Here is a 12506-nt window from a genome sequence, read left to right as displayed (position 1 = left end):
AGTTCTGCTAGGACTGTGTCAATATTTTAGATATAGAATAAATCAAGGAATTGAAGAAAAACTAAGTATTTCCTTATAATCCTCCACCCCCATCTCTTCCTTCAGCGGATATGAAATATCCGGACAGATATACCCATTCTCAAATAAAGTTTCCGGTTCATAAAAAGCTTCCGTCGAAGGAATCTGATACATTACCTTCGAATTAGGTAAAGTCCCCCTGATAGCATTTCCACAAATAGGATAATATTGACCAGCCTTTTCCCCAACTAATGTAGCTGCCTTAAACGCTTTTATTGATAAACAAAAATCAGCTCCGGCAGAATATGTTCTATTTCCCATAATCACAAACACGTTTCCTTCGTAACCGGATTCCCTGGCCGGTGCAGACTCTTCTAAAACAGCTACCCCCTTTTCCATAATAGGATTTCCAAAAGTCTCCAACCAATAATTTTTGGTTGTTTCATTTTCATTGAAGAACTTCTTGACCAGATCCGATTTAAGGTATTCCTCTATCCCTGCTCTCTTACCCGTCATCCTTACTTTAGAAGTAAATGCATCTGCTTTTAAATGATTTATTATGACAGAGTTATTACCATCCGACCCTCCTCCATTATGTGTTACATCAATAAACAACGTTTTTATCTTCTTACTTTTCAGTTCGTCAAAAAAGGCATTGACATATCCTTCGTAATGCTTCACATCTTCTTCGCCATAAATCATACAGCTATTATAATAAAGAACAGCTATTGAATCTTCCGGATAAAATTTTGAAGAGTAAGGCTGGGTATAAATAGGATTCTTCTTTACCCTACGGGTGTCCACATAAATAAGCGTATCGCGAGTTCCATTCGCAGTCTTTAATACACCGGTATAGGTCATTGTACTCTTATTTGCTGGAGACAATAACAAATTCAACAACAAATTCATATTCTCATTTCGGATTTTCGAAGGCTGGTCCCACGGAATCATAGAATCTACATCCAGGGCTGTATAAGAAGCGAAAGAATCTCTCACAGCCAATAAAGTATCATTCCCTAACAACATCAGATCTCCCTGAAATTCAACAGACGGAAAATGATAGCGTCCCGGAAGAGAAAAGAAATCGAAAACCCCGACATGCCCATCCAGAAATTTACGGGTCTTCATCAACCTGAATCCAAAATCCTCTCTCGCCATAGGCTCAGAACAAGATTCTATCATCTCAGCCTCCAACCTGACAAAAGTCAGCGAATCATAACGTTGATAGGGATCCGGATGAATATCCCTGATCATATGAAAATAGAACCGGATATCCTCTTTCATCTCTGTCGGACTTAACAAACCATCCTTATCAGAACATCCTATAAAGGATAAGCAAACCAAAATACTTATTATCAAATTTCCCATAATAACACCGGATTTACAGTCATGTTTTGAATCTCATCAAATATAGGAATTAATTCTATAATCCGGCAGCATATCTTATTAATTCATTTCGTCGAAAGTATCCGAAGATAATCCCAATTACCCGCCGGGAATAAAAAATTACCTGCCGGACAGAGTGATTTTCCCGAGATATATTATACATTTGTACAAATCCTCTTTTCATATCACAGTTGTGAAACAAAAGAAATCCATCTGTGAAACAAACAGAATCCAACTGTGATATGAAAGGAAGACAGCTGTGATATGCAATACTAAACAGAATTGAACCTTTTTACAACGACTATTATGGGAGCAAAATATGCCTTATATGAGAATCCGAACCCCAAAGGCGACGGAAAGAAACAACCTTTACATGCCCGGATTGTACCCAGAGGAACGATCCATACACAGGAGATCGCAGAAGAGATAGCTGATAGTTGCGGCTATTCCACGGCCACTACCAAAGGAATGCTGGATGCACTGGCTAAAGTTATTTCGAAAAATCTGCGGTACGGATATACTGTCGAGTTAGATGACCTGGGATCATTTTCCATCTCCCTGAAAAGTCGCCCGGTGATGGATAAAAAAGAAATACGTTCCTGGTCCGTAAATTTTGGGAATGTGCATTTCAAAGGAAGTAAAAAATTAAAAAATCGTTTGAAGTCTATAGACCTGGAAAGGGACTCCGATGCCTGTGCAACAAGCTATTCTCCCGAACAACGGAAAGGCCGTATGCTGATCGCATCGGAAGAGAAAGAGTTTTTCACAGCAGCACAATACATGCGGTTAAACGGGTGCAACCGGTCCACTGCCGTGCGCGACCTGAAAGAACTGATCGAAGACGGCAGAATAAAAAAGCTGGGATATGGGAAAGCTGTATTATATGTGCCCATTAATAAACAGGAAAAAATATGAATAACTTTTCAGGGACAGAGAAACATGCCTTTTCGAAAATATATCTGGTATATTTTCCTAAATTGGTACGGTTCGCACGCGAATATGTCGTATCCATCGAAGATGCCGAAAACATCGTACAGGATATTTTCATGTATTTGTGGGAACACCGGGATATGTTGGACTCCCTGACCAACCTCAACGCTTTCCTGTTCACGCTGGCTAAAAACAGATGCATCGACTTTTATCGCCATAAAACATTAATAGACAGTAAAAAAGAATCACTGGACAGTTTACAGGACAGAGAACTGAAACTGAAGATGGAAGCCTTGATGCAATTCGATGAAAACATTTTTACCGAAAAAGAAATAGAAGATTTATTAGCCCATGCAATTGAACACCTGCCGGAGAAATGCCGGCAGGTGTTCATTCTGAGCAGAATGAACGGATTAAAGCATGAGGAAATAGCCACGCAACTGAATATTTCTGTCCATACCGTACAAAATCATATTGCAACCGCCATACGTAAATTAAAAGTTGAGTTGAAAGATTATCTGCCCCTCTTTATTTTCATCATCTGAAATCTTTTCTCAAAAAAATTTATTTTTTTTCTGTTTCCGACTAGTAGATGGTCGGAAGTATTTCGTCATACTAGTAGAAAGAGTAATTAAGTATCATGAACGAACAACTAGATAAATATTTCCTTGGGGAACTTTCAGACACAGAAAAGAAAGGACTCTTCGACCAGATAGAATCCAGTCCGGAAAAGAAAGCTGAATTTATCCGTATGCAAAATACGGTGACTATTTCAAAGCTGGGAGAACAGAATGGAGACGATAAATGGGCTTCACTCAAAATGGAAGAACTGGGAAGTCGTATCAATCGGAAACAGATTCGTCGTCTTTATCTCAATCTGGCAAAATATGCCGCTGTCGTAGCCATCTTACTGGTTAATATCTGGCTGCTTACCGACAAATTCATCCCGGAAGAAAAAGCACCGCTCTATACAAAGATAGAGGTCCCTAAAGGTCAACGCATCTTTATGACCCTGCAAGACGGTACGGAGGCCTGGTTAAGCCCTCGCTCCGTTATCAAAATACCGAATGAATTCAGCAAGGATGAACGTTCAGTAGAACTGGATGGTGAAGGATTTTTCTCGGTAACAAAAGATAGCAAACGACCTTTTATCGTGAAAACACAACATTACGATATAAAGGTACTCGGGACCCGCTTCAATGTCTTTGCCTATTCGGAAAGCGAACGATTTGAAACAAACCTGGTAAAGGGAAGTGTACAAGTCACAAACAACAGCAAGCCGGAGGAAAACTTCATACTGAAACCAAACGAAATGGTATCCTTATTGAACGGGAATCTGATAAAAACAGCCGCTTCATTCAACAACGAAGAATATCTGAAAAGCGGAATATTCTATTTCAGCAACAAGAAGTTCTCGGAAATACTGGACTACCTCACGTTATGGTATAATGTAAAATTCGATGTGAAATCATCTGCCCGGATTGACCAGTATGTATCTGGTAAGTTCCGCCAGAGTGATGAAATTGAAAGAATCCTGAAAGCGTTACAAGGGGTGCATCATTTCCAGTATAAGATAATCAATAACGAAGAGATCGAAATATATTAAATACAACATATTCACCTAAAAATAGAATGCCTATGAAGTAAAGCCAGATCATTACACAGGAATGGGTATAAAAAAGGGGCAAGTGTTACCAGCACTCACCCCAAGTCAATACCTTCCTTCTTTCATGTATTCCACAAACATTCAAAAACAGTATTAACTTTTAAAGCTATGAGCAAAGTTATGAAAAAAAACTTATTGCTATTGTTCAATTGTGTCAATTATATTGAATTAAAGCATACAATTCGTATTATGAAAATAACAACAGTTCTCACGTTAATTGCAATTTTCCAGCTTAGTGCAACCTCTTTGCATTCGCAAAATGCAAAAGTGAGCATCAGCAGGAATAATCTGCCACTCAAGGAATTTATCAATGAGATAGAAAGGCAGACCGATTATCTTTTCATGTACAGCGAAAAAGAGATCGACCTACAGGAACAGATTCAGGTCAATGCAAAGAATAAGCCCGTCTCACAGGTATTGGAAGAGGCTTTCGACAACAGCCAAATCAAATATAATTTTAACGAAGGATATATTTCTCTGAGGAAAGCGGAAAAAGGTTCAATCAATCAGGATAAGAGAAAAATATCAGGAATCGTTAAAGATGCAACCGGCACCCCTGTTATCGGAGCCAATGTCGTAGTAAAAGGAACCACTATCGGTAATGTCACAGACATAGACGGTCGTTTCAGCCTAGAGATTCCGGAAAACGCAACCCTGACAATTTCTTATATAGGTTATCTGACACAGGAAATCGCTGTTGGAAACAGGTCTGATCTTTCTATCCAGTTAAAAGAGGATAGCGAGACATTGGATGAAGTAGTCGTAATTGGTTACGGAACCACTTCGGCTAAGAAAATGGTTTCTGCCGTTACAGCTGTAAAAGGCGAAAAACTGCAAGACCTGCCATTCCCAAACGTTGCATCCACCCTACAAGGACGGGCCTCAGGGGTTATCGTTCAGAACCAGGGAGGGGAACCGGGTAGCGAACCTAAAATATCCATCCGTGGTGGCGGCGATCCTGTATATGTTATCGATGGTATTATTTCCACAGACAGTTGGGAATTTAAATCATTAAATCCGGAAGATATCGAAAGTATATCTATTTTAAAAGATGCAGCTTCACTAGCCGTTTACGGTTCACGTGCTGCCGACGGTATCGTTCTGGTTAAAACAAAAGAAGGTCGTAAGGGTAAAAGATCCATTGTCTACTCTTTCAATGCCCAGTACAGCCAACCGACGGTCATACCGAAAAAACTGGATTCTTACACATATGCAGATCTTCAGAACCAGGCAGGAATAGCGGACGGATATGGCGAATATCATCAATTCAGTAAAGATGAAATGGACATTATCAGAAACCAATCCGATCCGTACCTATACCCAAATACAGATTGGTACTCTTTAGGTTTGAAAAATTTCGCTCCGGAATATAGGCATTCTTTATCTATGACGGGCAATCAAAAAGATGTAAACTATTACCTGTCATTAGGCTTATTCGACCAGGGTAGCTTATATACCTCTGATGCCCTGAATTATTCAAGATACAATCTCCGCAGTAATGTGAACACAACCTTTGAGGAGATCGGCCTGAAAGTATCTCTCAACATTAATGCAGCTATGGAGAAGAAAAAATATCCTTCATTTGCCGCTAATTCTATCTGGGATCACCTGAATGCAAAATCACCGCTGGATCTAGCCTATAATGAAGACGGAACTTTAAGTACGGTATCAGATAATCCGTTGATGGAAATGGACGAGCGTTCCGGATATGATAAAAACGACGGAATGTACTTAAACACACAGTTTGTCGCAGACTGGGCAGTTCCTTGGGTAAAAGGATTATCACTCGGTTCCATGTTTTACTACCGATTGAATTCAAGTCATGTAAAAAAACTTTCGGCCCGTGCACCCCAATACGGCAAGGACGGAACACTGTTAGAAGTAACAAAACCCTCATTACGGGAAGAAGCTTATTTCGGTGAATCTTATCAGTTCGAATTAAGTGCAGCCTTCCTGCGTACTTTTGCCGATGTGCATTCCATTGATGCCAAATTCGTATTCACTGCTGCTGAAAACACCGGCCATGATTTCTGGGCTTCCCGCAGGGATTATCTATCAACCACCGTTGATCAACTGTTTGCCGGCTCCAGTACCACCATGCAAAACTCCGGAAATTCGGAAGAAGGCGGACGATTGGGATTGGTCGGACGTCTGAAATATGACTTTGCAAACCGCTATTATATCGAAGGAAGTTTCCGTTACGACGGTTCAGATAACTTTGCTCCGGGACATCGCTGGGGGTTCTTCCCGTCTGTTGCACTGGGATGGGATATTACAGAAGAACCTTTCTTCAAAAGCTGGAACCGGGGAAACATTGATCTTCTGAAATTGCGCGGTTCTTACGGACAGATGGGGACGGAATCGGGTGTGAACAAGTTTGGTTATTTATCAACTTATAACATGGTTGAAAACTCAATCTGTATCGGAGGAGAGCTGGCTTCAGGATTCAACGAAGGAGCACTAACATCCCCCGAGCTGTTAAGCTGGTATACACGTAATTCTTTAAACTACGGTATTGATGTTGCATTCTTCAATTATCGTTTAAAAGGTTCTGCCGACTATTTCTTTTATGTGACTAAAGGTGGTTTGGTAAGTCCGGAAGATCGCTATACAACTCCGCTGGGAACAAAATTACCACAGATCAAATCGAAGAATGAACATCGCCGTGAAGGTTTTGAGTTGTCTATGAGATGGGGTGACAATATCGGTTCGGATTTCCAGTATGAGGTAGGTACAAACATGACCTATTATAATAATCTGTATGTAGTAAAGCAGGAAGAAGCTCTGTCTACCCTAATGAATCCGTATAAACGTAGCACACACCAAACAGACTATTACGATGTCATACTTATCGACAACGGTTTGTATCAATCCCCAGAACAAGTCTTGGGCGTTCCCCGCAGGTTGTCTTCTTCTGAAACAAAGTTAGGTGACATTGTTTATCAGGATCTTAATGGCGACGGTAAAATCGATGCCGAAGATCAAGTCCGTTACGGAATGCCTACGGCTCCTCATTTTACTTACGGTGTGGATTTTGCATTCTCTTATAAAGGATTTTCTCTTTCCGGTCTGTTTTACGGGACAGGCAAACGCAATATGGAGTTTGGAGTTAATACCAAAAACGATCAATCCGTCCATGTGAAAAACGAATATCAGTTAGATTATTGGAAAGAAGATAACAGAGACGCAACCTTCCCAAGAAAATCGTTATCTGCAAATGTAAATGGAGGGAATAATCAAGAAAAATCCAGCTTCTGGGTGAAGAACGCATCTTTCTTGCGTTTAAAGAACTTATCACTTGCTTACGACTTCAAATATAAGTTGTTGAAAAAAGCCAACTGGCTCAGCACGTGTAAAGTAAACGTAACCGGGGCCAACCTGTTTACAATTTCAGGGGTTTCAGACTATTTCGATCCGGAAACAACTTCTACAAACGGAGGATACCCAGTACAACGTGTTTATTCAGTTGGCGTAACAGTCGGATTTTAATAATGGTGTAACAATTGAATTTTAATAATATGAAAAATATAACTATCAAAACAATATCATTGGCATTGGTAATGGGATGTACAGCTTGCAGCGACGTTCTGGATAAAGGCCCGTTAGACAAATTTTCGGAAAATGATGTATGGGAAAGTGCAGAACTGGCACAGGCCTTCTTGTATCCTTCGCTAAGTTATGCCACCGGACAATTAGTCTGGAATGATAAATGGACAGACAATGATGTTATCCAGGATGATGGAGGCGCTTCCAATGTGAATAAAGAACAGATCGACCGCTATTACGATGCAGGATGGAATCCTTATCCAGGTGGAGATAGTAAAAAAGCTGGGGAAGTTTATGCAAACATCCGTAAATGCAATCTTCTGCTTCAGAAAATGGAAGAAAACACTTCCTTTCTGGAACAGGAAAAAAGTTATCTGATCGCACAGGCCAAAATGCAGCGTGCCATGATTTATTTCAGCCGTGCCCGTTTATTTGGAAAACTGATGATTGTAGACCGTGTACTCGATCCGGAAGAAAAGATGGAATTACCTAGAACGGAGACGATCAAGGATACCTACGATTTTATTCTAAAAGATTTGCAGGATGCAGCCGTCAACCTGCCTGTTTCCATAAAAAGCTCTGAAACTGGTATACTAACTCAAGGGGCAGCCTATGCACTGATGGCAGAAGTGGCACTTCACGGTGCTGCCTATATCGAATCAGGACAGGATGAATACTATAACATTGCAAAGAAAGCCAGCGAAGACCTTTTCGCTCTCGGGCAATATAGTCTGGATACCGATTACGAAAAGATGTTCAACGAATTCGATTATGCGTTAAGTTCCAAAGAAATTATCCTGGCACAATTCAGACATGAGAACAACACAAAATTCGGCGATACATGGATGCAGTATCTTGTTCCAAACGTTAACAACGACAAACTGAAAGACATCGCTAACCCTAAACTGAATGATAGCTTTGAAGGTTGGATCGGAATGTTCCCTTCTGTCGATCTGGTCAACGACTACGAAATCAAAGATGTAGACGGAACGGCCAAAGACTGGGATCAAAGCAGTTTCTACAAGGCTTATCAACAGAACGGCGGCTATGTCTCAACTGCCATTTATCAAAACCGGGACAATCGCTTCTATGCAACTGTCGTGCAGGATTCAAGCCGATATTTCAACAGCCTCGTAACTATGCGTACCAAAGGGAATATGCATTGGGACAGTAAAGCAGGTGGTGATTGGGGAATGGCCCTGAGCGGTTATCTTTACCGCAAAGGTGTATATACGGCAAAACCGCTATTGAATTCAGATCCGACCTACTATCATTATGTAGTTCTGCGTCTGGGACGTTCTTATCTGAACTATGCGGAAATAATGTTGCGTCAAGGCAATATCAGCACGGCAATCGAATATATCAATAAAACCCGTACCGTGCACGGCGGAATGCCTGAGTTGCCATTGAATCTTTCTTCTGATGCGGCCTGGAAAGCCTATAAACGCGAACGCCGCATTGACCTTGTGCATGAAGGCGACAGGTACTGGAGTTTATTACGATGGGGAAAAGCCGATGGAAAAGACAAAGTGGAAGAGTTGACAAAGGTACATCATTCTATCAGTATTTCCGAAGACGGAAAAAGTTTTGAAATCATACCTTTGCCTTACCAAACTTCTTTCAACGAACGTGTCTTTACAAAGAAAAGATATTTGTTCCCTGTTCCGGAAGGCGAAAGAGTAAACAACCCGTCTCTCGATCAAAACGAAGGTTGGTAACCGATTATAAATGTCTTATAAAAATAACAAGAAAATGAAAGCACTGTATAATTATTTAGTTCTACTTTTATTGATTGCGCTGAACACATCTTGTCTGAAAGCAGGTTTGGATGATCTGGAAACGTACAACCAGAATGACATCACAAATGTCCGTTTCGAATACAGATGGTGGGATGAAAGTGGTAAAAGACTGCGTGTAATGGAAATGACTACGGAGAAAACGATTGATAATAAAGCAAAAGAAATCGTTTGTACGATCAAAGTACCTGAAGCCACACAGACATTTACAACTGAAATCAGAAATCAGGTTTCATTAAGTACATTAGCGATCAACGTTGACGCATCGACCTCCGCCCGCATTAGCCCGGTAGGTAATGCTCCCGCAATGGGGATTTTCCCGTCAGACTTTTCCGCCAAGGAATTTGTATATAAAGTAACGGCAGGAAACGGGGACGATGCTAACTGGACGATCAGGATCACTGACTTAAATAAGTAGTACGCACATAAAAATACGACTTATAAATGAGAAAAGAAATTCTATTATCTGCGCTACTCTTTGCCATGGGAAGTATCTTTGCCCAGTACAAAATAGATTTGGGTAAAGTAACTCCTCCCACAGTAAAATACCTCCAACTGGGCCATTCCGGCCCAGCTGGAAAAGAAATCCGCATTAATAACCTATATCTGGAAGAAGGCGGTATTCCTCAACTCCCTGTAATGGGAGAAATTCATTACAACCGGATGGATCCGAGATACTGGCGCGATGCCTTATTAAAAATGAAGGCATCCGGCATTGACATTGTAGCGACTTACTGTATCTGGTCGCTGCACGAAGAATTTGAAGGTGAACTATCCTGGGAAGGGCATCTCAACCTCCGCCGTTTTATCGAATTATGCAAAGAACTGGACATGAAAGTGCACTTGCGTTTCGGTCCTTACTGCAATGCGGAAATCAAAAACGGAGGATTACCTGACTGGATCGTCAATAATAAAAATCTGATAACTCGTTCAAATGACCTTTTATATCTCGAATATACACGACGTTGGTATCAGGCTGTATACGATCAGGTAAAAGGATTATTATGGAAAGACGGAGGTCCTATCATGGCTCTTCAACTGGAAAACGAATACGTACGTCCCGGAATGATCGTCTCGCATCTTCTCAACCTGAAAAAGATGGCAGTAGAAATAGGATTCGATGTTCCTCTTTATTCGATGACCCACTGGATGGACAGCGAGTATCCGAAAGGAGAAATCGTTCCTTACGCAGGGTTCTATATCGAAGCTCCATGGACTGCATCCGGAAAGGATGAAATACCGACATCCAATTTTGAGTTTTTCACTTACAACCGTCTTTCTGACAATATTGGTACCGATATTATCAAACTTGAAGGAGACGTAGAATCTTTGAGCGGAGAAAATAATGACTCCCCTTTCTTCACTTGTGAAATAGGCGTGGGAACCACAGCCTTCTACCAACGCCGCGCCGTCGTGCCGGAAGAAATGGCGGGAGAAAATATCAATTTACGCCTGGGGTGCGGAGCCAATATGATGGGGTATTATATGTATACCGGCGGTACTAATCCTGTCGGGAAAATAAGTACATACCAATCATCCGGTCCTCGCATCAGTTACGACTACCAGGCCCCCATCCGTGAATTCGGAACTTTGGGAACAGTCATGCAGGAAACGAAGAAATATAACTATTTCATGAATGATTTCGGAACAGCGCTGGCTCCGGCTGTCGCTTATCTGCCTACCACTAACCAGGATAGAGACAACTTGCAATGGGCCGTCCGGTTAAACGGGAATACCGGTTATCTGTTCTGTTCCAATTATTTATACAAACATAGCCGGAAAGACTATAAAAATGTTCAGTTCTCCATAAAGTTGAAAGATGAGACAATCCGTATACCACGTCAGAAAGTAACGGTGAAAAACGGAACTTACTTTCTTTGGCCATTTAATCAGGAGCTAAGTAATGTGCTGTTGAAATATTCAACGACGCAACCTGTCTGTTTCCTGAGAGAAGGAAGCACTGATACCTACTTCTTCTTTGAGGATGATTTTATACCTGGAGAATATTTAATTGAAAACAAAGGAATCCGGAGCGTTGAAGTAAAGAACGGTACATCCCGGGAAGAAAAAAACGGGTATTTCATCGACCAGTTAACTCCGGGTAAAGAATGTGCCATTGAAATTACGAAAGAGAATGGTTCCAAAGTACGCTTTGTTACGCTGACGGAGGAAGAATCGGATCATATCTGGAAAGGAACTGTAAAAGGAAAAGAATTTGTCGGCATTACCAATTCATCATTGATTTATGATAACGATAAGATCACTTTGATCAATGACCAGCCATCGACAGATATCTGGATGTATAAAGACGGAACATTCAAACAACAAACAGTCAGAACTGATACACATAATCTGCAAGCGACATTCCGCCCCGTTGCCCCTATGGAAAAAAGTCAATGGATCCGTCCGGCAGAAGGTAACATGGCAAAACGTCTGTTCTCATTAAATACATTTTCAAAAGTGGAACGTGCCTATTTACGTTATGTATCATCCGGTTCAACCAATTGTACGATCAATGGGAAAGAAACAAAAGCGACATCTATGGGTGGTTATTCCTATGCTAATGTAACGGACTTCATTCAGAACGGAAACAATACGATCGAACTTACGACCTCCAACGGTAAAGAGATTACTGCAGAAATAGAAGTGCTTCTGAAGAATGGAAAACGCATTCTTTGGAATACTGATGCGACCTGGTTATCGGCAGATAACAAACCCGTTCTAACAACTGCCGGAAATAATAAGCCTTCCACCTTTGCTCCCGAAGAACACATAGGTATTTATGAAGTAAAAGCTCCGGCAGCAACCTGTAGCGACGAGGAGACACGTCTGTATATTTCTTATAAAGGAGATGTAGCCAATGCTTACCTGAACGGGAATCTGATAGGTGACTCTTTCTATGATGGAACAGAATGGATTCTCAGCTTAAGCCGCCTGAAAGAATCAATCGATACTAATCCTATGGTGATACGTATCGACGGACTAAAATCGGCAGATGTCCCGATTTATTTCGAGAAAAATGTCGTTCCGGCTGATTGCATCGTTCCAACAATTTCCGATATACAGATAAAACAGGAATATCGGTTTGAAGTAAATAATCAATAAATCACATATATTTATAATTACTTTTATTCCTAAATCTCCAACAATATTTCAAAGAAGTT

8 protein-coding genes are annotated in these 12506 nt (G+C 40.9%); 7 read left to right on the top strand and 1 reads right to left on the bottom strand.

Annotated elements, in window-relative coordinates; all coding sequences use genetic code 11:
- Positions 1–42: 42 nt before the first annotated feature.
- Positions 43–1386 carry a S41 family peptidase gene (locus tag NBH14_RS01200; protein WP_186958006.1) on the bottom strand — a complete coding sequence of 448 codons (1344 nt, stop codon included), beginning with the start codon at positions 1384–1386 and terminating at the stop codon, positions 43–45.
- Between the two features lie 324 nt (positions 1387–1710).
- On the opposite strand from NBH14_RS01200, the gene NBH14_RS01195 reads away from it, so the two are divergent.
- From NBH14_RS01195 to NBH14_RS01165, 7 genes are all read left to right on the top strand, one after another.
- Positions 1711–2319 carry an HU family DNA-binding protein gene (locus NBH14_RS01195; RefSeq protein WP_009860572.1) on the top strand — a complete coding sequence of 203 codons (609 nt, stop codon included), beginning with the start codon at positions 1711–1713 and terminating at the stop codon, positions 2317–2319.
- The gene (locus tag NBH14_RS01190; protein WP_186958005.1) at positions 2316–2879 is read left to right on the top strand and encodes an RNA polymerase sigma-70 factor; all 564 of its coding nucleotides are present in this window, start codon (positions 2316–2318) and stop codon (positions 2877–2879) included. The genes NBH14_RS01195 and NBH14_RS01190 overlap by 4 nt, the downstream gene beginning before the upstream one ends.
- 95 nt (positions 2880–2974) lie before the next feature.
- Positions 2975–3940 carry a FecR family protein gene (locus tag NBH14_RS01185; RefSeq protein WP_186958004.1) on the top strand — a complete coding sequence of 322 codons (966 nt, stop codon included), beginning with the start codon at positions 2975–2977 and terminating at the stop codon, positions 3938–3940.
- Positions 3941–4108: 168 nt separating this feature from the next.
- Complete coding sequence (locus NBH14_RS01180; protein WP_186958003.1) at positions 4109–7489, top strand: SusC/RagA family TonB-linked outer membrane protein; 3381 nt, start codon at positions 4109–4111, stop codon at positions 7487–7489.
- Positions 7490–7518: 29 nt separating this feature from the next.
- Positions 7519–9264 carry a RagB/SusD family nutrient uptake outer membrane protein gene (locus NBH14_RS01175; protein ID WP_186958002.1) on the top strand — a complete coding sequence of 582 codons (1746 nt, stop codon included), beginning with the start codon at positions 7519–7521 and terminating at the stop codon, positions 9262–9264.
- A 34-nt stretch (positions 9265–9298) separates the two neighbouring features.
- Positions 9299–9760, top strand: a complete 462-nt coding sequence (locus tag NBH14_RS01170) for a DUF5018-related domain-containing protein (RefSeq protein ID WP_186958001.1) — start codon at positions 9299–9301, stop codon at positions 9758–9760.
- A 26-nt stretch (positions 9761–9786) separates the two neighbouring features.
- On the top strand, positions 9787–12447 hold the full coding sequence (locus tag NBH14_RS01165) for a beta-galactosidase (RefSeq protein ID WP_186958000.1): 2661 nt from the start codon (positions 9787–9789) through the stop codon (positions 12445–12447).
- Positions 12448–12506: the final 59 nt, after the last annotated feature.

It is taken from the genome of Parabacteroides caecihominis, from assembly GCF_023656785.1.
Taxonomy (GTDB): Bacteria; Bacteroidota; Bacteroidia; order Bacteroidales; family Tannerellaceae; genus Parabacteroides; species Parabacteroides segnis.
Note: the sequence above shows the minus strand (reverse complement) of the source record. Positions and strands in the feature narration are given on the sequence as shown.

Excerpts from the sequence above, each read along its gene's own strand:
- NBH14_RS01185 (WP_186958004.1), top strand. The coding sequence starts at position 2,975 with ATGAACGAACAACTAGATAAATATTTCCTTGGGGAACTTTCAGACACA.
- NBH14_RS01180 (WP_186958003.1), top strand. The coding sequence starts at position 4,109 with ATGAGCAAAGTTATGAAAAAAAACTTATTGCTATTGTTCAATTGTGTC.
- NBH14_RS01170 (WP_186958001.1), top strand. The coding sequence starts at position 9,299 with ATGAAAGCACTGTATAATTATTTAGTTCTACTTTTATTGATTGCGCTG.
- NBH14_RS01165 (WP_186958000.1), top strand. The coding sequence starts at position 9,787 with ATGAGAAAAGAAATTCTATTATCTGCGCTACTCTTTGCCATGGGAAGT.
- NBH14_RS01200 (WP_186958006.1), bottom strand. The coding sequence starts at position 1,386 with ATGGGAAATTTGATAATAAGTATTTTGGTTTGCTTATCCTTTATAGGA.
- NBH14_RS01195 (WP_009860572.1), top strand. The coding sequence starts at position 1,711 with ATGGGAGCAAAATATGCCTTATATGAGAATCCGAACCCCAAAGGCGAC.
- NBH14_RS01175 (WP_186958002.1), top strand. The coding sequence starts at position 7,519 with ATGAAAAATATAACTATCAAAACAATATCATTGGCATTGGTAATGGGA.
- NBH14_RS01190 (WP_186958005.1), top strand. The coding sequence starts at position 2,316 with ATGAATAACTTTTCAGGGACAGAGAAACATGCCTTTTCGAAAATATAT.